Here is a 23,369-nt window from a genome sequence, read left to right on the forward strand (position 1 = left end):
TGATATCATTGATACTTCCTTATGACCAAATAAGCTTGGCCAAGTAATTATTAAACAAATTTTTCTTCGATTAAGAATTCTTCAAATTTAGCTAAACTTTCCGGGACACTCCTACGCCCGTACCCCATTCTGAAATATTGATCATCCATGCCATAAATATCGGAAGGCAATAACAATACTCCCTTTTTATCAACAGCAAGCTGACAAAAATCTTTAACAGGCATATCAATCAAAAGCTTATGGTATGCAACCGGGCCAGCTGTTATTGCTTTTTTCTCAAATAAACTTGGATATCTATCAAAGAATTCATCAACTAACTTTAAATTATCTCTAATAATATTGGTGCTTCTTTCCAATAGTTCATCACTATGCTTAAGTGCAACTTTTGATAAGAATTCAGATGGAGCTGAATCACAAATACTCGTATAGTGTTTAAATTTAACAACCTTTTCTAAGGTTTCGTGATCTTTTGTTACCAGCCATCCTACTCTAAGCCCAGCAAGTCCGTATGACTTAGACATTACTCCTAGTGACACACATTTATCATAATGGTCAGCCATCCAGTCTCTCTTCTCACCATCCATTTCAAGTCCTTTATATACTTCATCTGAGAATAGATAGATATCGTGTTTTCTGCAAATTTCACATAATTGCTTTATTTCAGCATTTGTAAAAGTATATCCGGTTGGATTATTTGGAGAATTAACGGCAATTACTTTTGTATTTGGTTTTATTAATGCTTCAAGAGCATCAAAATCCATAACCCATTTTGTACCGTTATCCTTTATATACCACATGGAAAATTCACAGTCTGGAATTGAATTTGCTACTTCATACGCAGACTGATAGTTTGGATACATGGCAATCATATGATCACCTTCATTAAGCATTACATTCATATATCCAAAAATAGCCTCTTGAGCACCGTGAAAAACTAGTACATCATCTGCAGTCATATCCTTATATAATTTAGCAATTAATTGTCTTAGCTCTGGATCTCCCCATGTCTCCGTATATCCTAGCCATTGATTTAAATACGCTTCCTCGGCACCAGGTTCCATAGAAAGTAATTCCTTAGTAGTCATAGATTCACAGTCTGATTGAGTTAGCAAATAAGGTGCAGTAAACTCATAAAGCCCAAAATAACATTCAAGTTTAAAATCATTAATTTTCATTTTTCATTCCTCCGTTTTAAAATGTTTTTTTATTGCGTATCCTTTACTATTTATCTATATACTAACATGTTTCTTCCATAGAAAATACAACCAAATAAAAAAATAAAACCAACCAATGTTTTGTTTATGAATTTCAATAAATACTTGACCATAAAAAATACCGTACAATTAATTTCTGAATAATACGGTACTTTAAATATTATTAACTTATCTACGTGCTACATCTAATAAGAATGATGTAAATTAATTCAACTCTATACCTAAATCATTTTGTATTATTTACTACTGCTGCTACTGCTTCAATTTCTACCAATTGATTTGTATATCCTAATACTGTAACTCCAGATAAGATGCTTGGAACATCATGATTACCAAATTTTTTTCTTATTGTTTCCCATGCAGTTACCAAATCCGACTGATCGTGAGATGCTACAAGAACTCTGGTATATACTACGTCTTCTAAAGTAGCCCCACAGTCCTTCAGTGCTTCCTTTAAATTCTCTACACAAAGCTTTGCCTGAAGCTCATAATCGCTCAAGTCGGGTACTTCTCCGTTTTTATTAATGGGACATGCACCCGCCAAAAATAATAAGTCCATTCCTGAAGGTACACGTCCAGCATAAGCATAATCTACTGGAGCTAAATTTGTAGAATGAATTAATGATATTTTTTTATTCACTTTAATTCTCTCCTTTTGTTATAATATCTATGAGAAGAATTACAAATTCCATTTTTAAATGAATTTTATCTTCAATATCATTTTAAGGCTTCTACAATTTATAAGAAAGATAATAATCATTTCTATATCATCTTTTACACAAAAGCTACCACACATTACAAGAGTGGTAGCTTTTATCTACTTATCTTTTTTATATACAATTTTCTTAATACTACTATCTGAAAGAAAGAATTCTTCAGCTAAATTGCTAATTGATTGCCCAGCTATATATTGGTTTAAAATCTTTTCATTTCTGGCTTTTAGATAATCTCGGCTTTTAGATTTTTCACCCCATCTTTTTCTCTTTTCAGGAATAGAAGGTATGTATATATATTCACCTTGGATATACTTTTGAATTTCTTTAACTAAATCATCTGGTAATATTCTATCAACTCTTATATATTTCATAAAGCTCACTTCCTTAAATTTATTATTTAATTAAGGAAACAAAGCCTATATATGAATTTATTTATCAAAAGCGACTAAATATCTATCCCTGTGCAAATTGTCGCCCAAATTCATACCTACAGACTTTGCGCAGGGCATTTTAATCATCTTTCTATCCATGAGATTAATATTCATGATATCACACTCCCTATTTGTATTAAATGAACTACATTCTTGATTAAGACGATACTCAATTCAATTACCGGTGTTCATCTATAGTATATAGGTCAACCATTGATTTATCAACCTAATTTTACCATTCTTCTCCTGCCTTACTTAAATAACATATTTATTATAGTAATATCCCGTTGGGGGATGTGAACTTTTTTTACACATAAGCTATACGTGAAACATGACAATTTAAAATAGACACGGCGATACCTCCCTTGATACCACCGGGTCCTAAAAAAGGGCGAATTTAACTAAGCCCTCCAATATACAGAGAACGGCAGTTTTGATTTTTCAAAACCGCCGTTCAGCTACTTACTTTTAGCACATAACTATACAGCCACCGCAACAACGATTTTTATTTATAAGTCAGTGCGATTGAATCGGACAAGTCCATTGCTACCAACGAGATTAAATCAAGCTTCTGCCAAGTGCTTCTGCTTTCTGCAGTCCGTCAGTGCTCAATATATCGCCTTTTTCCTTCACGCCAGAAATGAGAATCTGCCCTCTATCAGACCAACTACGGTATCGGGCGATTAGCTCATAAGAGCGAATCAATCCATCGTAACTATCCGGTCCGCCCTCTCCATCGCCACAGGCAAGGAGAATACATTCCTTAATTTTTAGTGGACGCTTTCCAATGTAAAAGGCATACATCTTATCAATGGCTGCTTTGAGCTGTGCAGGAAAAGAAGCACAATACACAGGAGTTGCAAAAACAAGAACGTCAGCCTGTTCCAATAGCGAGGCAAGTTCATTAAAATCATCATCAAAAACACAAGCCTTCCCGTTTTGAAAACAAGCTTTACACGCTTTACACCCTCCAATCGTTTTTTCAGCCGTTTTATATTTTACTGCTGTGTGACCTGCTTTTTCCGCCCCTAAAATAAAGGCATCTGCCATTTGGTCGCTGTTTCCAGCGTTCTTGGCACTTCCTGTCAACACAAGAATATTCTTTGACACGATTTTCACCTCCTAATCTTGTCATGCCTGTTCAAAATCCTTAACATCACGGATAAGGAATGAAGCCAAAAGAGCTCACGCAAGCAAAGAACCAATGAGAAAAAAGTCAATGAGTAGTTGCCTTACTTCAAAATATCAGTCACTAAAATCAGGCAGATACTTGCTCCGGCAAATAACACGAATGTATAAAACGATACCACTCAATGTGAACCTTCTTTCAGCCATGCGTCATGCAGCCACTTTTCAGAAACACGACCGCCTTGCCAAACAATGCCACGCTCAAAGGTGATAACCTTGCCGTCCAGTCCGACAATAACCCATGCATAGGTATCTTCCGTTGGGATAAAGCACTTGTATTTCATTCCTGTTACAATGACATTCTTCCCGTCCACTATGATTGTTTCATCGTGAAGATCAATCCACAAATTCTTGAGCTTACCCCATAAGTCTGGCTCAACTTTCGCAAGGTATTCCTTGGCAATTTTCGTTGTTTCCTCTTTTGATGGAAGCTTTGTACCCTTTTCAAATTGCTTATCCATCCAAGTTACACCAAGCAGTCGATTGTTTTTTTCCATAACGGTGAAAGAGAAATGCTCACCAAGAAGCTCGGTATTATCACTCTTTGTATAGCGAAAAACAAAAACATTTTCTCCATCCTGTACACCCTCACGCACCTGCGTCAGTGTATAATTTTCCGGCACTGTGATTAAGCCAAACCTTGCTTGACTACCGACCTATTACACTTCGCAATGCAAGAGAACGAGCAATCTTCAAGTTGCAAGCAGGTATTTGTAAGGGTGTTCGAGCATTCTTAGACGAGAACAATTTTACAGAGATACATACACCAAAGATTGTTTACAGTGGTGCTGAAGGTGGTGCCAACATCTTTTCACTTGACTATTTTGGAAAACAGGCATTTTTGGCACAAAGCCCACAGTTTTACAAGCAAATAACGGTAGGTGTTTTTGAGCGTGTTTACGAAATTGCACCTGTGTTTCGTGCGGAAAAACACGACACATCTCGCCATATAAATGAATACACAAGCATCGACTTTGAAATGGGATTTATCGAAAGTTTTTATGATATTTGCCATATGGAAACGAAAATGCTTGCATATACTTTTGAGTTTCTAAAGAATAATTATGCAGAGGAAATCTCATTGTTAAAAGCGAATATTCCAGTTATTACAGAAATCCCATCGATTAAGTTTTTGGAGGCGAAGGAGCTTATTTCAAAGACTTATAATCGAGAAATTACCGACTGGGAAGACTTTGAACCTGAAGAAGAAAAGCTACTTTGTAAAATTATCAAAAAGCAAACAAATTGTGATTTTGTATTTGTAACGCACTATAAATCTTCAAAACGTCCGTTTTATGCTATGGACAGCAAAGACAATCATAATGTTACCGAATCTTTTGACTTGTTGTTTAGAGGTATGGAAATAACAACAGGCGGACAGCGTATTAACGACTACAATATGCAAGTAGAAAAAATGAAAAAGCGTGGTATAAATGTCGAAGAGTTTGGCGATTTCTTGATGGCTCATAAGTATGGGTTACCTCCACATGGTGGACTCGGATTAGGTCTTGAACGATTAACAGGTAAGCTTCTTGGCTTCCAAAATATTAGACTTTCAACGATGTTTCCGAGAGATATAAATAGATTGACACCTTAAGCAAACACCTTAGTAAGCCTAAATTGGTTCTACTAAAGCTAATTTTACTTATGGATACCAAACCATTTATTTGGCTTGGTATCCCTTTTGTGCTACATACCCAAAATCGTCCAGAGTATCCTTGCAAAAGGATGGTGAAATGTTTCCTTGTAACTGATGGACAAATTATGGTATATTAGTTAATAAAAGCTACAACATAAAAGTTTTTAGAAATAGTAGTAACATCAAAAAAGTCGGGTACGACTATTTTATATTTTGCGACAGAACGGTAACTCGTAATTTGAAAGTGAGGATATATTATGGTTAAAGAAATAGATCCAAAGAAAACAAAGCGTGCCGTGGCATTCGAACTATGGATGAATGCGCCAATGCCAATGGTGACTCTTATCAAGACATTAGATATAATGCCACTTATAAAAGCAAGCCGTAGATACGGTTATAAATTCAATATGCTGATGTGCTGGTGTATTGGCAAGGCGGCTTCTAAAACAGAAGAATTCTATGTGCTGCCTGTTGGCGACAAACTGATGCAATATGACCGCCTTGCAATCAACACAGTCGTTACCACTAAAGATAATAATATCAATACATGTGATATTCCTTTCTCAGACAAACTTGAAAAATTCAATAAAGATTATTTTGAACTGACAAAGCAAGTTCACGATAGCTGTGAAACGCACAATCTTGGGGGAGATTATATGGTAATTGGAACCTCAGCGCTTGCCGGATATGAAATTGACGGTGCTGTAAATATCTACGCTGGATTTTATAATAATCCTTTCATGATATGGGGAAAGTTTCGCAAAAAGTTGTTCAAAGCAACGCTGCCGATATCTTTTCAATTTCATCATACACAAATGGATGGAGCTCCTGCCGCACAATTTCTAGAATTTTTGCAAAACGAAATCAACGGAATGAAGTATAGATAAATTACCGTTTTTCGGTAAGATTATGAGCATTGCACGGAAATTAAAAAAATCAACCCCACTAAAGCTAATCTTACTAAACAGAAATTGAGCTGTTGCATCTTTATCTTGATGCAACGGCTCTTGCTTTACCTCATACCCAAAATAGCGCAGAGTATTCTTGCAAATAGATGGTGAGCGGTTTTTAGTTTTCATAGCGCTGCCATTTCAATTGTTCACATCTACTCCGTTGAAAAACCTGCTTTACTATGGTAAACTTCTTATATATCCTACCGAATAAAATATTTTTGAAAAGGTAGTAGAGACATTTAACGCTCTGGGAGCGAATTTATATAATATATGGGGGGATTATCTTGCAAAAATTATCTATAGATCATTTTATAAGATTAAGAAAACTGGTTTATCGCAACGCAAGGCCGCTTGACTTTACCAAGTGGAAATATCTTTTTGAGCACGGGAGCTGTGAGGATTTCCTTTCGGTTCTGTCCAGCTATCAAAATGAGGATGGGGGTTTTGGATACAACATTGAGTGCAATAACTGGAACCCTAATTCTTCCCCATATACGGTATGCATAGCATTAGATTATTTGGACACGACAGGCGATTATGTTAGCTGTACAAAAGATACGATTATTATGGGTATCATTAAATACCTTGCTTCTGGTATATACTTGTTGGAAGACGGCTGGGTGGGAATGCAAGGAATCCCCAGCAACAATGATTTCGCACATTTGCCATGGTTTCATTTCGACCCAAATAAAGCCACGGAAGCTGATATTGGAGTAACCAAGCGCCTTTCAAGCTTTATACTCAAATATGCAGACAAAAGCAGTGATATCTATCTCAAGGCAGTGGTTTTAAAAGACAAGTATAAGTTGAATGGGCAATTTTTACTTAATGGCGTCCCGGATTATGACCCTGTATCGTTGGAAATACAGTCCTTTGACCCTGCAATATGGCCCTTTTGGCTGCCATTGCCTGTGTACTTTGTAGGTTCGCCAAATAGTAAGTATTATCCAGAACTTAAACAAGTTGTGGATATAAATCTGGATTCGATTATTGATACACTGCAAAATACAAATGAGATTCAATTAACACCAGAGGAAGAATTAAACGCATTTGAACAGAATAACCCACATCCAGATGGCAAACGATGGTGTGTCGCTGAGCAAGCAATCGGAAATTATTATTGGGGTACTCATAATATTACATCCAATTTGGATATATTGAGGAAGTTTGATAGATTGGATTTTCATCTACCTATTCACACAAAATGAGCAAACCCCTCAGTGAGCCCAACTCGGTTCTACTAAAGCTAATCTAACTAATTATGAAATTGAGCCAATGCACTTTTGTCGGTGCATTGGCTCTTGCTTTGCCTATAATCTAAGTATCGTCCAGAGTATCCTTGCATAAGGATGGTAAACGGTTTTTAAATAGATATTTCATTAAATAAATTTATTTGAAATATCTATCCGTAGTAACCTTTCCGTAGTAACCTTTGAAAATGACCCTATACTTTGCGAACTATAATGCCAAATGTATCTGAATGTTCGGTCAATGATTCTCCTTTTAAATTTTTATAGACCTTTTCAATTTTAAAACCATTTTTCGTAAGCATCTCTGTAATCTCTGTCAAACTAAATAATCGATGATAAATTCTTATAACCTTTGTGATTCCCTCTTCATCAATAATTGTATATTGCAACCCCTCTGTCTTTGGTTCTTCATACAAATAAGTATTAAGTATTTCTATATAAGGTTTAGGACTCCAGAATCCCCCTTCGCTCACAGAAACATTAGTTAAAATTGAGGTTTCTTTTTTTTCCGTAACAACATCCAATATAAAAATCCCGTTATCTCTTAAGGCTCTATGAATTTTTGAAAGCAATAGTTCTTGCTCATTTGTGCTAAGTGCGCAAAAATCATAAAAAATCAGTGTTACTATATCAAAAGATTTCTCGAAGTTAATATCAAGATAGTTCTTTCTAATGAAAAATGTTTTCTCATACTCTGTTTTAATATTTTCATTTGCATAATTAATAGACCTTTCAGAAATGTCTATTCCTGTAATTGTTGCTCCAGTTTTAGCAAACTCCTTCACATAAAGTCCTGGTCCACAACCCAAGTCTAATACATCTTTACCTTCCTTCATATCCGTTGACTTAATTATGAAACTTGTTTCTGCATCAATAGTTTCTTTTGTCTTACTGGCAGCCTCAATATCCGGGTTCAAATGAAAATTCAGCATCTGCTCTGAAACATATTCGTCCTCCCAAAATTTATCAGTTCCCTTTTCAAAGATATATGGTTGTTGAATTGTATTTTTTAGTACTGACAGATTAATTTTGTTATTATCTATAATTTTCATAATATTAATTCTCCTTTATTTTAATGTTTAGTTTTATTTTAGGTAAAGTTATAAATTCAGAATAAACAGTATTTATTCTGTGTTTGCTCTCAAAAGGAAAAACTAAAATAAAAACTTTTAAAAACAAAAAACGCCTCAGAAATTCTGAGGCGCTAAATAATCACTCAGAATAGTTAAAACAACGTATCACAAATAAACCAAAGACTAGTGGATTCAAATAACTTATTTGGATTAAAAATGTTGTTTTAAATATTCGTTTCCAATTCATTCAATTGTTACAATGAACCGGATAAATCATCTCCTTTTACTTTACCTAGGCAAAATCATATCATGTTAACAACCTTTTGTAAAGTTAACTCTCTTTAAGTTTCTTTATATTGTATGCCATGTAGCCTTTATACTACAAAAAATATAACACAATTTTGATGTTTTTTCATTTCTAATATAGTCCAGAGTATCCTTGCATAAGGGCGGTGGTTTATTCGTACAAGACAGCGATATCATGTATTCTGCGTTTCATTTCTGTGCGTATATATAACGGCTCTAAACACTCGCATTTATTTCCAAAACTAAGAAGAATATCAAAATAGTAATCGTTCTCTATAAAAGGGAAATCAACAATGTAATACTCATCGCCATCTGGAGCAAATTCTTCATAAGCACAATAATCAAGCACCCTATCCATCACTGCTTTATGAATGCGAATTTTAATTTTTGTTTGCATTGTTTCTAAAATATCCGAAAATTCTAAAATCGGTTTCTGATAATCTCGTGGTATAAAAAATTCATCTTTTATTTGTAGATTTGATATGCGAGATAGTTTGAATAAGCGATAATCACTCCTCTTATGGCAGTAGCCTTGTAAGTACCAATGACTATTTTTCAATACAAGCTGATACGGCTCGACTACTCGTGCAGTTTTATTTCCGTGGTGAGCTGAGTATTGGAACGAAATCAACCTGCTTTCCTGTAAGGCTGTTTTGATAATTTCCAAATACGGTTGAATATTTCTGTTACCTGTCCACGGGCTTAAATCTATACGGATTTGATTTGCTTTTAATTCTATGTCTTTCGCTTTATCGGCAGGGATAAAGCTCTTGACTTTTGCAAGGGCATTTACCAATTCATCACCTCGTACTGTGTTTGAAAGGCTGGAAAGCCCCATTAAGAGAGCAGAAAGATCAGCAGTCGAAAAAACCTTTTTATCAAGTTTATAGTTTCGCATAATTTCAAAGCCTCCACCCACTCCCGATGTGGAGTGGACAGGAATACCTGCCATATTAATTGTATCTATATCACGGTAAATTGTGCGAGGTGAAACTTCAAACATATCCGCTAACTCCTGTGCACCTATCCGTTCTTTATCGAGAAGTATCATAATCATACTAACAAGTCTGTCTATTTTCATTGAACCAATATTCTCCTTTTATAATTGTTGCCATACTGCTGTCAACAATTACATGGTACAATAAAAAAGCAAACAAATCAATAAAACAATGAAAATGGAGGCATTTATGTTTACAATCTATGTTTACGTTCTTGATACTTTAGCCGACTGGGAACTGGGGTATGTTATTTCGGAGCTGAATTCTGGTCGATTTTTCAAAAAGGGCGTGCAACGTGTATCGCTCAAAACGGTTAGTTATTCTAACGAGCCAATCAATACAATGGGCGGGATGACAATAGTACCCAATTGCTTAATTGATGATATTGTAGTGAGTGAAACAAGCATATTGCTATTACCGGGCGCAGATACATGGAATAACCCAAAGCATTGCGCTATCATCGAAAAGGCAGGCGAATTTCTCTCTTTAGGCGCTACGGTGTGTGCAATCTGTGGGGCTACCGCTGCGCTTGCCAACTTTGGGCTATTGGATAAGCGTCCGCATACCAGTAATGGTCCGGGATTTCTTGAAATGGTTTCTCCTGGTTATAAAGGGCAAAGTTTCTATATAGACAAGCCATCTGTAGCGGATAACAACCTTATTACTGCAAGTTCCACCGGAGCTTTGTTGTGGGCAAAACAAATTATTGAACATTTAGGTGTTTTTCAATCAAACACACTGGAATCTTGGTATGAATATTTTAGTACGGGTGAGCCTAAACATTTCTTCGCCCTCATGCAAACTTTGCCGTCTAGCAATGAAAACAATCCGCATTTGCCATAAACATATGAGCACACCCACTGTTAGCACTTAATGGATTATCACGAAATTGAGCCGTTGCATCTTTATCTTGATCAACGGCTCTTGCTTTACCTACATACCCAAAATAGTCCAGAGTATCCTTGCAAAATGAAGGTGAGCAGATTTTTATTTGCTAATTGCTTATACCTTCTGTTTGTTCATATTTAAAAATTGAAGTACTTTCTTTACTATGGTAAACTTATTAATATATTTCTTTCAAAAAAAGGGAGGAAAAATGATAACAAACGAATATATAAATCGTGCAATAGACTACATCTTAGATCACATCAATGAAAATATACCTGTTGATGAGATTGCCTCTTATTGCAATTTTTCAAGATACTACTTTTCGAGAATGTTTAAAATGGAAACTGGAGAAAGCATCCATGAATTTATCAAACGAGTAAAAATGGAGCAAAGTGCATTTCGTTTAAAGGTTGAGAAAGGCAGAAGCATCACCGATATCAGCTGTGATTACGGTTACAGCTCATCGAACTACAGTTCTGCTTTTAAACAACATCATAATCTATCTCCAATTGAATTTCGTCGCAGCATTAAGCAAAAATCTTTAGTAAACCCAATTTTTAGGAATGCTTCTATAGGATTAGAGTCATTTGATGAGTGCGACAAAAAGATTTCCATAGAAGTTCTTGACGATTGTCTTGTTATATACGAGCGTCATAAAGGAAATTATGGGGACTTATCAGAGCATTGGGGAGCTTTTCAAGTAAAATATAAGGAATATATCACCGAGGCAACGCTGCTCATTGAGCGCACCTATGATGATCCTTCTATTACCCATATTGATGAGTGCTTGTATGACCTGTGCCTCACTGCACCACAAGACTGTGCCCTTGAAAACATCTATACACTAATAGGTGGCAAGTTTGCTGTCTATCACTTTAAGGGGACAGTGGATCAGATCTATACCGCTTACCAAAGCCTTTTTAATGTGTGGTTACCACAAAGCAAATATGAAATGGATGACCGCTATGGGTTCGAAATTTATAGAAAAATCGATTGCAATACCATGTATATGGAAATTGATCTTTGTATCCCAATTCAATAGAGCACAAATACAGAAGTTTATTTTTGCTTCCTCTGCTATCCTTAGGATGTGAACAAAGGATTGGAGGAAATTAATATGAATTTAGAAAACATCAAAAATAATAAAGTAAAAACCATTCTGCAATTCTCGATTCCATCGATTATTGCTATGGTACTAACCTCTCTGATTACTGTAGTAGATGGCTTTTTCATCGGAAACTATGTGGGTTCAGAGGGACTTGCTGCGGTAAACTTAGGTTTACCGATTGTTTATTTGTACCTTGCAGTAGGATTAATGGTTTCAGTCGGTGGTGTGGCAATCGCAGGAATTGCACTGGGCGGAAAAAACATCAAAAAATGCAACAGCGTCTTTAATCAAACGATGTTCACCTCAACAGTTGCAACAATTTTGCTGAGTGTGATTGTCTGGTTCTGCCTTGATCCCATGCTTTATCTTTTAAATGCCAATGGACAGGTAACAGGATTTTTCAAAGACTATTATGGCATTCTGCTGTTAGAGCTTCCCGTTATGGTGATAAACGCATCCTTTGGTATGTTTATCCGTGGAGAAGGAAAACCGCAATATTTTATGCAAGTTAATATTTTGAACGTGCTACTCAACATCTTGTTAGACTATTTATTTGTTCGCTGGATGGGGTTTGGTGTGAAAGGCATTGCAGCAGCATCACTTCTTTCAGCGATTGTTACATTTCTGTGCATACTCTACTACTTTATCAAAAAGTCAAGTGTGTACAAGCTCCATAAATTTACTTTTTCAAAGGATGTGCTTAAAAATACACTCCTCAATGGTAGTTCAGAGTTTATCGGAGAAATGTCCCTTAGTATTTCGATGTTTGCTTATAACTTTGTGATACTAAAGCATATCGGCGTTGATGGTGTTACTGCATTTACTATCGTAGGCTATGTGGCATATATCTTTAGCATGGTGCTGATTGGTTTTGGGCAAGGAGCCAGTCCGCTGATTAGCTTCACTTATGGTGCCAAAGAATACTCTCTGTCAAAGAGCCTGCGTAAAATTACCAACACGATGGTATTGATTGCAGGAGTGGTGGTACTCTTACTGGTAGTGGTTGGGGCTGATTGGTACAGTGGTCTATTCATAAAGAATGATCTGGTGCAACAGATGGTACATTCCGGTGTAGCGATTTTTGCTGTTTCGTTTCTCTTTTCAGGAATTAATACAATCACTTCTTTTTACTTTACCTCTATAGGGAGGGCAAAGGAGTCGGCTATTATTTCCTCAGCACGAGGATTAGTTGTTCTACTCATTTGCATTTTCACACTTCCAGCATTTCTGGGGATGATGGGTGTATGGCTGGTTGCACCAACTACAGAAATAGTAACACTATTTTTGACATTGTTCTTTATCGGAAAAGAAACTACTAAGAAATCTCACGGATTTTCCACAGAATAACTGGCATCTTATGAGACGATAGCCACTACACTTTAATCTTGTGTAGTGGCTATCTCTTTACCTATAAGCCGAGAATAGTCCAGAGTATCCTTGCAAAAGGACGGTGAACGGATCTTTGTTTTCATATCATTCTTCTCCTTTTCTGATGTTCATATTTAGGTGGTTGAAGCAATCGTCTTGCTATAGTAAAAATCTACCTCATAAAATCTTTGCGAAACGGTAGTGGATAAAAATAACGCTTTCAGAGCGAATCAATTTAATCCTTGACGTACGGTAAAATATGCGTTATAATGAACAATGTTCAGTTTGGAGGCTTGCTATGAATAAAACTATTACTTCCAGGGAAGCTATTCTTTCAGCAGGGAAAGAAATCATTGTTCAATCAGGTATACAGGGGTTGAATATGAGAGATGTAGCACGTAAATGCGGTGTTTCTGTGGGATCGGTTTACAACTATTTCCCATCGAAAGGTGATTTGATTATTGCAACAATTGAGTCTGTTTGGACAGAGATTATGCATGGCTCTACAGGCTGCGTCCCACAACACAATTTTGCCGAAAATATTCTGTCTTTGTTTAATAGCGTACAAAAAGGTCGCAAAAAATACCCATCATTTTTCACCGTACATTCTATGAGTGTTGCAAACCTTGACAAGAACAAGGGTCGAGAAGCGATGAATCGATATTTCGCCCACATAAAAAACGGTTTACTTGAATCTCTCCAACGTGATCAAGGCATAAGAAAAGATGCTTTCTCGAATCAATTTACAAAACCGGATTTTGTTGACTTTATTTTCTCCAATATCATTACTTTGTTGATGAAAGAAGCAACGTCATGTGATTTATTGTTGGAAATAGTGAAACGCACCATCTATTAAACCAGCAGTATACCCACCCTTTGGTGGGTATTTGTAGAAATCAAACTGAACAATGTTCACTACTTTTTAGGAGGTTTACTTATGCAAGCAATTATGGAAACTTTATTTTATGTGGTATATTTAACCACAGTGGTTACCCTTGGAATTCTTATGATAAAAAATTCCAAAGGTAACAGGCAATATACACTATTTGGTATCATGGCAGTTGTGCTCGGCGCAGGTGATTCATTCCATCTTGTTCCCCGTGCGATTGCATTGTGCACAACCGGACTTGAAAATTATACTGTCCCGCTGGGAATCGGTAAATTTATCACATCGATTACCATGACCGTTTTTTACATCTTGCTTTACTACGTCTGGAGAAAGCGCTATCGCATCAGTGGAAAACAAGGTATTACCATAGCTGTTTATCTGCTTGCTGCTATGCGAATTGTTTTGTGTTTATTCCCCCAGAATGCTTGGACAAGTGCAAATGCACCTTTGTCATGGGGAATTTACAGAAATATTCCCTTTGCTCTCCTGGGGCTACTTATTATTGTTTTGTTTTATAAAAGTGCAAAAGAACACAATGACAAATCTTTCCGCTTTATGTGGCTTACCATTGTATTAAGCTTTGTTTTTTATATTCCCGTAGTGTTGTGGGCAGATGTAAACCCACTGATTGGTATGCTTATGATTCCAAAAACTTGCGCCTATGTTTGGACGGTGTGGATTGGATACAGTGATATGAGAAAGTGTGTAAAATAATGAAAAAATTCTTGCCTCACGTAGCCCCAAAGTACCTGTTGTTGATTGCCGGTATTGTATGGATGGTTGCCGGTGGAAATATTCTTAAAATCGGTTTTGCCAACTTCATATCAAACTGGCACGAACATCTGATATATGTATTTGAAGTTCTGTTTGTATTTTTGGCATTTATAGGGCTAATATTTTACCGTTTAGTAAAAAAGCATCATCTTCGTATATCGCAGATTGAGGAAAAAAAGGTTCCCTTCTATCAGTTTTTTGATGGAAAAAGTTATTTGATTATGATATGTATGATTACAGGTGGATTACTGATTCGAAATGCACATATTCTACCTGCTATTGCAATCGGTGTTTTATATTGTGGCATAGGCTTATCGTTAGAATGTGCAGGGGTTTTATTCCTAAAAAAATTTGTATCTACAACTAAAAATAATTATGAAAGAGGATTGATTATGAAAAAATACATCAATATTTCGTTTATTTACGCAATTGCTGCGATTGCCTGCGGTGTATTTTATCGGGAGTTTACAAAATTTCTTAGCTTTTCTGGTAAAACAACTTTAGCGTTTACCCATCTACACTTTTTTGTTTTGGGTACAATCATGTTTTTGCTGATCGCCATTTTAAGCTGTATCACCAACTTAACCGAGCAAAAACAATTTAGCCGTTTTATGCTGCTTTACAACATAGGGTTACCTTTTATGGTAACGATGTTTTTTGTAAGAGGTATTACTCAAGTGCTTGGCACAGAACTTTCAAAAGGTGCTTCCGCAGCGATTTCCGGTGTTTCAGGTATTGCACATATTATCATGACAGTTGCCATTGTTATACTGTTTTTGTCACTTAAAAAGAGTCAAGTTGTGAGTAATGCGATAAAATAAGCAACCCCCCCGTAAACACACATCCGCAGCCACTGAATAATATCTGACTCCCCAAGCAGAGTAGAGCCGCTACACTTCAACTTTGGTGCAGCGGCTCTTGCTTTTACATCCCCAAAATAGTCCAGAGTATTCTTGCAAAAGGACGGTGAACGGATTTTTGTTTTCTTGCAGAAGGCGACTTGTAATATATGGTTTCTTGTGATATGCTAAAAAAAAGTAAATATTTTATACGGGATTTTACACCGTTAATCCTGCCGATAGGCTTGATTATATAAATTTATTTTAGGAGATTGCTGTTTGAAAAATACCAACAACTTGGAGATTGTAGGCTAACCGGGAGGTTTGCGAAATACGATCTCGCCCAAGCCTCCCAATCATTGCAAGTCAACAATTTTTAGGAGGAAAAACAATGAATACAAATGACTATATTATCCGTTTGGAAACACCTGCTGATTATCAGGAGGTGGAAAACTTAATACGAGAGGCATTTTGGAATGTTTATCGTCCGGGATGCTTGGAACACTATGTACTGCACTGTTATCGTGACAGAAAGGATTTTGTGCCGGAACTTGATTTCGTAATGGAAAAGGACGGCAAAATCATTGGTCACATTATGTTTGTGCACGCAAAAATACAAACCGACAACAGTAAGGAACTGCCCATTATGACCTTCGGACCTATCAGCATAGCACCGCAGTATAAGCGACAAGGCTATGGAAAGGCACTGCTTGATTATGCCATGGAACAGGCAAAGTCATTGGGATGCGGCGCCCTTTGTATGGAAGGAAATATTGACTTTTATGGAAAGTCTGGTTTTGTGGTGGCTTCTACAAAAGGGATTCATTATTATGCAGAGCCGAAAGATGCTCAGGTTCCATATTTTCTGCTTAAGGAGCTGAAACAGGGCTTCTTAGATGGAATTTCGGGAACCTACCATACACCCGACGGATATTTTGTGGACGAAAAAGAAGCGGAGCTATTCGACGCCCATTTTCCGCCGAAAACAAAATTAAAGCTGCCCGGTCAGCTGGTATAAATCTAAAACAATTACGAAAGCCGATGAACTGGTGTTCATCGGCTTTCACTTTTACTACATCCCCAAAATCGTCCAGTCAATACTTGCATAAAGACGGTGAACGGATTCTTACTTTCATATTACTTGCTCTTTCTATTGTTCATGATTTTAGAGTTGAAGCCCTCACTTTAATATGGTAAAATTATTCTATATACCTACCGAGTAAAACTTTTTTTATACGGTAATGCGAAAATTTAACGCTTGGTGAGCGAATTTATATATGATAAGTTAATTTAGCAATACACAGGGAGGCATTCCTTTTGGAATTTAACGAAAAGCTACAACAACTTAGAACTGGAAAAAATTTAACGCAGGAACAACTTGCGGAGCAATTATATGTATCAAGAACAGCGATTTCAAAATGGGAAAGTGGCAAGGGATACCCTAACATCGAATCATTAAAATGTATCTCCAAATTCTTTTCCGTTTCGATTGATGAACTATTATCGGGAGAAGAACTGATTACCATTGCTGAAACAGAAAATAGCTCAAATCTTAAAAAGATTTATAGTATACTTTTTGGGATACTGGATGTAATGGTAATTGCATTTATTATTTTGCCGCTTTATGGAAACCCTGTTGGAGGTTATATATATTCCGTCAACCTCCTTTCATTTACTGCCACTACACCGATGAATCTTGTAATCTATTGGATTGTTTTTGTCGCTTTGATGGGTATTGGTATTGCTAAACTTTTATTCATTCGTTTTGAAAAGAAGTCGTGTGGCAATATTTCTACGAAAGTATCTATCGTACTTAGCTTTGTAGCTATTCTATTCTTCGCTGCAGCCAAGGAGCCGTATGTGATAGCACTTCTGTTTTTGCTATTTGTTATAAAAATGTTTTTATTGATGAAGCAAGGAAAAATTAAATAAAAAGCTCTATAAATCCTTGAAAATAGGCTCTGACACGATAAGTGTCAGGGCTTTTTTCTATTGTGACGGTAGGTTTCTTGTCTTTTTTAGCTTCGGAAATGATAATTGAATTGCGGTAAAACAAACCACAACTAACAGAAAGGATGATTGTATATGGAATATGCTATTGAAACAGAAAATCTTACAAAACAATACGGAACAGCTACCGTTGTTGATAACATCAATATTCATGTGCCAAAAGGTAAAATCTACGGTTTGCTCGGCAGAAATGGAGCAGGAAAAACTACCGCAATGAAAATGATGTTACAGTTAGTTTCCCCAACAGGAGGAACTGTTAGATTATTCGACACAGATTATAAAGAACACACCCGTACTCTTTATAGAAAAATAGGGTCTATTATAGAAACGCCAGGTTTCTATAATAATTTGACAGGATATGAAAATTTGCAAATCCTCGTCAAACTGAGAGGACAGCTCAGTAAAAAATCGGTACAGGAAGCACTTCGTGTTGTTGGATTAGATAAGGAAACGAGCAAAGTGTTTGCCGACTATTCACTTGGAATGAAGCAGCGTCTTGGTATTGCAGCAGCAATTATGCACGAACCTGAACTATTGATACTTGACGAACCGATTAACGGACTTGACCCAATTGGCATCTCTGAAATCCGCTCGTATCTGTCTGAGTTAAGTCACAAGAAAGGTACTACTATTTTCATTTCAAGTCATGTTTTAAGTGAAATCGAACAGATTGCGGATATTATCGGTGTTATGCATGAGGGACGCTTGATTGAGGAGGTTTACATAGCAGAACTTCACAAGCGCAACCTCAGACATATGGAATTTGATTTATCTGACGTAAAAAAAGCCGCAAAAATATTAGAAAATCACTATCAGATCACAGACTATTCTATACAGGGTAATACAATAAAAATTTATGATTTCACTCATAACTCAGGGGAAATAAACAAAGCTTTCGTAGAGAATGAGCTGTTGGTAACAAAGATAAATGTGGACGAGGAAAACTTGGAGGATTATTTTTCTGAATTGATTGGAGGTGGCAGCATTGCTTAATCTTATTTCGTGTGAATTATCAAAACTAAAGCGTTCAAAAATGGTGCTTATTAGTATTTTAGGTGTTATGTCTATACCGTTTATGATGCTTATAGAATCGTTACAGGCTCATTTCAAACGTCCAGACCTTGTCTTTACTCTGTCAGATATTTACAGCGATAGCATACTGTATATTATGCTGTTGGCAAACATCATGATTTATGTAGCAATTACCGCTTACTTATTCAGTCGGGAATATGCAGAAAATACGCTAAAGACTATATTGCCAATCCCTGTTTCAAGAACAAAGTTGATGGCTGCTAAGTTTTGTACCCTGTTTATCTGGACTTCTGTCCTTACTATTGTAACTTGGGCAGGCATCTTGATTTTATCTGGGATGTATCATATTGTGTTTGGAATGGAAGGTTATAGCTTACTTGTTGCAATCAACTGGCTTCCAAAGTATTTTTTTAGCAATATGCTCATGTTTTTAACTGTTTCCCCTTTTGCTTTTATCGCACAAAAAACAAAGGGATTTGTTGCATCTATGATTGCTTCGGCGGTTATCGTTATGGGCAGTGCAGCTCTTTCTAATCACGAATGGGGAGCATTATATCCATGGACAGCTACTTTCTTTTTGATAGAAGGTCGAATTGAAAGCACGGGCTATCCTATGGTATTATCGGTTGCTATTATCCTTTTGGTATCAGTAATTGGATTTTATATGACCTTTCACTATTTTAAGAAGGAGGATTTGAAATAATGGCACTTAATTTTATAGAAATTCTGAAAGTTATATCTCTTGGTGTTGTAGAGGGAATTACAGAATGGCTACCTATCAGTAGTACAGGACATATGCTTCTTGTGGACGAGTTTTTTACTCTTAACATGAGCGAAACATTTAAGGAAATGTTTTTTGTTGTTATTCAACTTGGGGCAATCCTTGCAGTCGTCATTATGTTTTGGAACAAAATGTTTGCGTTTCAATTTAAGGATAAATCGCAGCCTATCATAAAAAAAGATATCTTTTCACTTTGGTTTAAGGTAGTGGTGGCTTGTGTACCTTCAGCTATCATGGGATTTTTATTTGATGACTATTTGGATGCTCATCTCCATACTCCAATTGTAATTGCAATAATGTTAATTATATATGGTGTGTTGTTTATTCTCATTGAGAACTGGAATAAAAACAGAACCCCTACTACTGTGGCACTTTCTGACATCAGCTATAAAACAGCACTCTTGATTGGGGCATTTCAAGTGTTATCGCTCATTCCGGGTACATCACGTTCGGGTGCGACGATTATAGGTGCTTTGCTGATAGGTGTATTAAGGGTAGCGGCAGCGGAATTTACATTCTTCCTTGCTGTACCAACCATGCTTGGGGCAAGTGCCTTTAAGCTGTTAAAATTCGGATTTAATTTTACAAGTGCAGAACTTCTCGCTCTCGTTATTGGTATGGTTGTTGCATTTATAGTGTCTGTCTTTGTTATTAAATTCCTAATGAACTTTATCAAAAAGCATGATTTCAAGGTGTTTGGTTGGTATCGAATTGTGCTTGGAATTGTTGTACTGTTGTACTTTATAGTGATATAGGTTATGAGCAATTTCACGGAACTTATAGAAATAGTTCTACTAAATGAAATCTTACTAATTATGCAGCAAGGCACTGTACTATTTGTTTTAGTGCAGTGCCTTTACCCTCTATATTCCCAAAATAGTCCAGATATAGAGCGGAGATGTCAGGGTGAACACGAGACAGGCAAGTATCTGTAAGCTGAGCAAATAGAGAGCCAGTAAGCTCTTTTCTATCTTTAAACACTAGCTTATCTATACCTTGAAAAATTGCAAATTTAATAGAGTGCTTGCATTGGCCTGAAACAAGTAATCCCATATTATTGTAAATATCATCAGACGAAAAAATGCCTAAATTTTTCATTCGAACTTCCGCACCGTCTCCACATGCGGTATAACATCACTCTTAAAAATTTAACAAATGAAAGTTATTTTATGAACCTTATAACAAAAATTCTCCCTATAAAGTAACCTTCGAAAAATGCCTTTTATTATTTTTCCCTTTTATATGCACTAATTATATTTAAAGCCATTAGAGAAGCAATATATATCGGTATCATAATTAATAATATTGCATAAAAATCTCGTGTAGCATTATAGGATGAAGTAGTAAATCCTTTAATAATCAGCTGACCCAATAAATAAGATACTGGTAATAAGAAAATCTTCTTCATAAAACTATTCACTTTTCTATTACGATTGAATAGAAGAATGATAAATCCAAAGATTAAAGCCAATATCATGGCAATGCGTGAATAATAAGATAAAAATAGTCTTGGCAATGTAATCACTCCACCCCTTGAGTTAATATTTTTACCATAAATCAGTTTATCTTCACTTCCATCTGTCTGATAATAATACACAGAAACAACATTTTCCCCATTCGGATTTATAATAGTGTTATTCACATTAGATTTTTTTATATTTCTATTCCATATGCTATTCCATGTGGTTATGTGATAAACATAACCAGTGTTACCATCTGTCGGATAACTACTGATATCATATCCATATACTGTATCATCAAATGTAGCGAGTACTGACCCATTACCAATTTCATTAATTGCTACACTTCCTTCACTATATGGAATATACTCTGGTGCAGTCAAAAAAGCAGTTGTTATAACAAGAACTATAATTAAAAACATCATTGAAAATATTGCTGTTTGTATTTTTTTCTTGCGCAATGTAGACTTTATATTTAATAAAGGAGTGATATTAGTATCTATTGGTATTTTATTAAAAGTCTTCATCTCATCAAGATAAACCTTGCATTCCTGACACTGTTCAATATGTTCTTCAATCATAGCACGTGAGTCATTACTTACCATATTTTCTACATATAAAGGTAAAATATCTTTAATAACATTACATGTAATTTTCATCAATTATCCCTCATTTCTTCTCTGATCTTATTTTTGGCTCTGTGAAAAGTGACACAAGCCCAGTTATCTGTTTTCCCAAACAAATTCCCAATCTGCTTAAAACTAAGTTCCCCGAAAACGCGAAGAGAAAAAACTTCCTTATACGGTTCAGATAAATCATGGATAATTTCATGGATTTTCATTGACTCCTCAGATGAATAAACTGATTTCTCTACATCATTATCATCTTCTATTTCAGGTACTGAATCCAAATTAACTAAATTTTTGTTTTTTCTCACATATGAATAATATGAGTTTTTTGCTATTTGAAATAACCATACCTTGATATCGCAATTTCCTTTAAAGTTATCAATTGAGTTTATTGCCTTAAAAAATGTTTCAGATGTTAAATCATCCGCTATATATTTATCTTTAGATAAACTATATATAAATAAATAAACATCCTTAAAGTAACTATTAAAAATTGCCTCAAGCTCTGTCACTTTTTCACCTCCTATCTATAAGACGCATGGGACTTGATAATCTTACAAAAATTTTTTTAAAAATCTCAAAGCTTTTAAAACCTTGAGATTTTAAATATCAATATTTTTTCTGTTTTGCTAAATAATTATCTTTGATCTAGAAGGCAAACAGTCTCTGTATGCCTTGAGTGTGCAATAATGATGACCACGACACCTAATACTCCCTTGGTGTCAGTATATGTTTCATTTTTGATTAATAGATATATCAATTATTGCATGGCAATCTAATAGCGTGGGTTTAATCTCATGTATTGGCAAACCTCTACTCACTATACATGGTGAAAATCACAACCTCAGGTCTTGTAAAAATTCTTGGCACATGGGAAAAAGTGCCTATTCCGCTGGTTATAAATACGGGGACATCGTCTGCTGAACAGGCAAACCCATAAGCAAAACGCGTACCGTAATCTGTTATTGGCAAGCTTCCGTATAGCAAGTAAAACGGATAACCAAAAAAAGTAATTTGCCCAGCATGGGTATGACCGGAAAGTATTAAATCAATTCCATCTGTAGATTGCAACATTGACAAGTCCGGACTGTGTGAAAGGAGCAAAACAAAATCGTTTGTATGTGCGTTTGCAATAGCCTCTTTTATGTTAGGATTTCTGTTATACATATCTTGGACACCTGCCAAATAAAAGCCTTCTCTTATACACCTGCCACTATTATCCAACGGCTTTATCCCATATTCTTTTTTTGCCTTGAAAACTTTCTTGTAGTCATCATGATTTCCTTCCACACCGAAAATTCCGTCTGTTGTACTTATTTGAGCTATTTCTCTCACAGTTCCTTGATAATGATTGTTCTCCATTAAAAAATCTCCGCCTAATAACAGCAAATCCAAATCTCTGTCATTTAACTCTGTTGCTACTTTCCGCATATTTTCTTCTGTTATAGCATGCATGTCTGACATAAAAGCGATGCGATAACCATCTAACTCAGGCGGCCAATTTTCCGAACGAAACTCAATTTCCACATATCGGATTATCTTACTTAGCGTAAGCCCATGTGCAATATGTATAACTGGAATAAATGTAATAATAAGACCAATTACTACTACAAATTTGAATTTCCTGTTTCTCGTTTTATGATTTGCGAAATACATACCCAACAGTGCTCCTATTCCTCCACATAATATGGTAAAAATTAATAACGTTTTTTCGCTTATGCACCGCTTGCCTTTTACTGCTTTTCGTTTGTCTGTCACATACAGGAAAAATGTAAAAGTATTTGTCAATAAGAGAAACATGAAAAAAAACTTTATTATGCCGA

General features: G+C 35.9%; 25 protein-coding genes. 14 read left to right on the top strand and 11 right to left on the bottom strand.

The features are described from left to right. Positions 1 to 50: 50 nt before the first annotated feature. From RBQ61_RS16250 to RBQ61_RS16270, 5 genes are all read right to left on the bottom strand, one after another. On the bottom strand, positions 51 to 1,175 hold the full coding sequence (locus RBQ61_RS16250; protein WP_308138262.1) for an aminotransferase class I/II-fold pyridoxal phosphate-dependent enzyme: 1,125 nt from the start codon (positions 1,173 to 1,175) through the stop codon (positions 51 to 53). A 265-nt stretch (positions 1,176 to 1,440) separates the two neighbouring features. After that, complete coding sequence (locus RBQ61_RS16255) at positions 1,441 to 1,854, bottom strand: RidA family protein (RefSeq protein WP_308138263.1); 414 nt, start codon at positions 1,852 to 1,854, stop codon at positions 1,441 to 1,443. A gap of 177 nt (positions 1,855 to 2,031) precedes the next feature. After that, on the bottom strand, positions 2,032 to 2,301 hold the full coding sequence (locus RBQ61_RS16260; RefSeq protein ID WP_308138264.1) for a CD3324 family protein: 270 nt from the start codon (positions 2,299 to 2,301) through the stop codon (positions 2,032 to 2,034). Between the two features lie 618 nt (positions 2,302 to 2,919). Further along, positions 2,920 to 3,471 carry a flavodoxin family protein gene (locus RBQ61_RS16265; protein ID WP_308138265.1) on the bottom strand — a complete coding sequence of 184 codons (552 nt, stop codon included), beginning with the start codon at positions 3,469 to 3,471 and terminating at the stop codon, positions 2,920 to 2,922. A gap of 200 nt (positions 3,472 to 3,671) precedes the next feature. After that, complete coding sequence (locus tag RBQ61_RS16270) at positions 3,672 to 4,172, bottom strand: hypothetical protein (protein WP_308138266.1); 501 nt, start codon at positions 4,170 to 4,172, stop codon at positions 3,672 to 3,674. Positions 4,173 to 4,189: 17 nt separating this feature from the next. Here RBQ61_RS16270 and aspS point away from each other — a divergent pair, with 17 nt between their 5' ends. From aspS to RBQ61_RS16285, 3 genes are all read left to right on the top strand, one after another. Then, on the top strand, positions 4,190 to 5,146 hold the full coding sequence (gene aspS / locus RBQ61_RS16275) for an aspartate--tRNA(Asn) ligase (protein ID WP_308138267.1): 957 nt from the start codon (positions 4,190 to 4,192) through the stop codon (positions 5,144 to 5,146). 299 nt (positions 5,147 to 5,445) lie between these two features. After that, complete coding sequence (locus tag RBQ61_RS16280) at positions 5,446 to 6,075, top strand: CatA-like O-acetyltransferase, family 2 (protein WP_308138268.1); 630 nt, start codon at positions 5,446 to 5,448, stop codon at positions 6,073 to 6,075. A 350-nt stretch (positions 6,076 to 6,425) separates the two neighbouring features. Further along, on the top strand, positions 6,426 to 7,349 hold the full coding sequence (locus RBQ61_RS16285) for a hypothetical protein (protein WP_308138269.1): 924 nt from the start codon (positions 6,426 to 6,428) through the stop codon (positions 7,347 to 7,349). 236 nt (positions 7,350 to 7,585) lie between these two features. On the opposite strand, the gene RBQ61_RS16290 is transcribed toward RBQ61_RS16285, so the two are convergent. Beyond that, positions 7,586 to 8,443 carry a class I SAM-dependent methyltransferase gene (locus RBQ61_RS16290; RefSeq protein WP_308138270.1) on the bottom strand — a complete coding sequence of 286 codons (858 nt, stop codon included), beginning with the start codon at positions 8,441 to 8,443 and terminating at the stop codon, positions 7,586 to 7,588. Between the two features lie 478 nt (positions 8,444 to 8,921). Then, complete coding sequence (locus RBQ61_RS16295) at positions 8,922 to 9,851, bottom strand: YafY family protein (RefSeq protein ID WP_308138271.1); 930 nt, start codon at positions 9,849 to 9,851, stop codon at positions 8,922 to 8,924. A gap of 106 nt (positions 9,852 to 9,957) precedes the next feature. On the opposite strand from RBQ61_RS16295, the gene RBQ61_RS16300 reads away from it, so the two are divergent. From RBQ61_RS16300 to bcrD, 11 genes are all read left to right on the top strand, one after another. Beyond that, entirely contained in the window at positions 9,958 to 10,611 is a 654-nt protein-coding gene (locus RBQ61_RS16300; protein ID WP_308138272.1) for a type 1 glutamine amidotransferase family protein, read from the top strand. 253 nt (positions 10,612 to 10,864) lie between these two features. Continuing rightward, positions 10,865 to 11,698 (top strand): GyrI-like domain-containing protein, encoded by an 834-nt coding sequence (locus RBQ61_RS16305; RefSeq protein WP_308138273.1) that lies wholly within the window; start codon positions 10,865 to 10,867, stop codon positions 11,696 to 11,698. Between the two features lie 75 nt (positions 11,699 to 11,773). Next, positions 11,774 to 13,111, top strand: coding sequence for an MATE family efflux transporter (locus RBQ61_RS16310; RefSeq protein ID WP_308138274.1), 1,338 nt, complete (start codon positions 11,774 to 11,776; stop codon positions 13,109 to 13,111). A 319-nt stretch (positions 13,112 to 13,430) separates the two neighbouring features. Then, positions 13,431 to 13,988, top strand: coding sequence for a TetR/AcrR family transcriptional regulator (locus tag RBQ61_RS16315; RefSeq protein ID WP_308138275.1), 558 nt, complete (start codon positions 13,431 to 13,433; stop codon positions 13,986 to 13,988). 81 nt (positions 13,989 to 14,069) lie between these two features. Then, positions 14,070 to 14,735 carry a hypothetical protein gene (locus RBQ61_RS16320; RefSeq protein ID WP_308138276.1) on the top strand — a complete coding sequence of 222 codons (666 nt, stop codon included), beginning with the start codon at positions 14,070 to 14,072 and terminating at the stop codon, positions 14,733 to 14,735. Beyond that, positions 14,735 to 15,616 carry a DUF2871 domain-containing protein gene (locus tag RBQ61_RS16325; RefSeq protein ID WP_308138277.1) on the top strand — a complete coding sequence of 294 codons (882 nt, stop codon included), beginning with the start codon at positions 14,735 to 14,737 and terminating at the stop codon, positions 15,614 to 15,616. Before RBQ61_RS16320 ends, RBQ61_RS16325 begins: the two co-directional genes overlap by 1 nt. 409 nt (positions 15,617 to 16,025) lie before the next feature. Further along, positions 16,026 to 16,652 (top strand): GNAT family N-acetyltransferase, encoded by a 627-nt coding sequence (locus RBQ61_RS16330; protein WP_308138278.1) that lies wholly within the window; start codon positions 16,026 to 16,028, stop codon positions 16,650 to 16,652. Between the two features lie 299 nt (positions 16,653 to 16,951). Next, positions 16,952 to 17,566 (top strand): helix-turn-helix domain-containing protein, encoded by a 615-nt coding sequence (locus tag RBQ61_RS16335; protein WP_308138279.1) that lies wholly within the window; start codon positions 16,952 to 16,954, stop codon positions 17,564 to 17,566. Between the two features lie 153 nt (positions 17,567 to 17,719). Further along, complete coding sequence (locus RBQ61_RS16340; RefSeq protein WP_308138280.1) at positions 17,720 to 18,637, top strand: ATP-binding cassette domain-containing protein; 918 nt, start codon at positions 17,720 to 17,722, stop codon at positions 18,635 to 18,637. Next, positions 18,630 to 19,379: an ABC transporter permease gene (locus RBQ61_RS16345; protein ID WP_308138281.1), complete on the top strand. Its 750-nt coding sequence runs from the start codon at positions 18,630 to 18,632 to the stop codon at positions 19,377 to 19,379. Before RBQ61_RS16340 ends, RBQ61_RS16345 begins: the two co-directional genes overlap by 8 nt. Continuing rightward, positions 19,379 to 20,212 (top strand): bacitracin resistance undecaprenyl-diphosphatase BcrD, encoded by an 834-nt coding sequence (gene bcrD / locus RBQ61_RS16350; RefSeq protein ID WP_308138282.1) that lies wholly within the window; start codon positions 19,379 to 19,381, stop codon positions 20,210 to 20,212. Before RBQ61_RS16345 ends, bcrD begins: the two co-directional genes overlap by 1 nt. A gap of 58 nt (positions 20,213 to 20,270) precedes the next feature. On the opposite strand, the gene RBQ61_RS16355 is transcribed toward bcrD, so the two are convergent. The 4 genes from RBQ61_RS16355 to RBQ61_RS16370 form a co-directional block, all read right to left on the bottom strand. Beyond that, on the bottom strand, positions 20,271 to 20,555 hold the full coding sequence (locus tag RBQ61_RS16355; protein WP_308138283.1) for a hypothetical protein: 285 nt from the start codon (positions 20,553 to 20,555) through the stop codon (positions 20,271 to 20,273). 127 nt (positions 20,556 to 20,682) lie between these two features. Continuing rightward, the gene (locus RBQ61_RS16360; RefSeq protein ID WP_308138284.1) at positions 20,683 to 21,576 is read right to left on the bottom strand and encodes a zf-HC2 domain-containing protein; all 894 of its coding nucleotides are present in this window, start codon (positions 21,574 to 21,576) and stop codon (positions 20,683 to 20,685) included. Beyond that, positions 21,576 to 22,058, bottom strand: coding sequence for an RNA polymerase sigma factor (locus RBQ61_RS16365; RefSeq protein ID WP_308138285.1), 483 nt, complete (start codon positions 22,056 to 22,058; stop codon positions 21,576 to 21,578). The genes RBQ61_RS16360 and RBQ61_RS16365 overlap by 1 nt, the downstream gene beginning before the upstream one ends. Before the next feature lie 301 nt (positions 22,059 to 22,359). Continuing rightward, complete coding sequence (locus RBQ61_RS16370; protein ID WP_308138286.1) at positions 22,360 to 23,346, bottom strand: DUF1294 domain-containing protein; 987 nt, start codon at positions 23,344 to 23,346, stop codon at positions 22,360 to 22,362. Between the last annotated feature and the right edge of the window lie 23 nt (positions 23,347 to 23,369).

Source organism: Sedimentibacter sp. MB35-C1, from assembly GCF_030913635.1.
In the GTDB taxonomy this organism is placed as follows: domain Bacteria; phylum Bacillota; class Clostridia; order Tissierellales; family Sedimentibacteraceae; genus Sedimentibacter.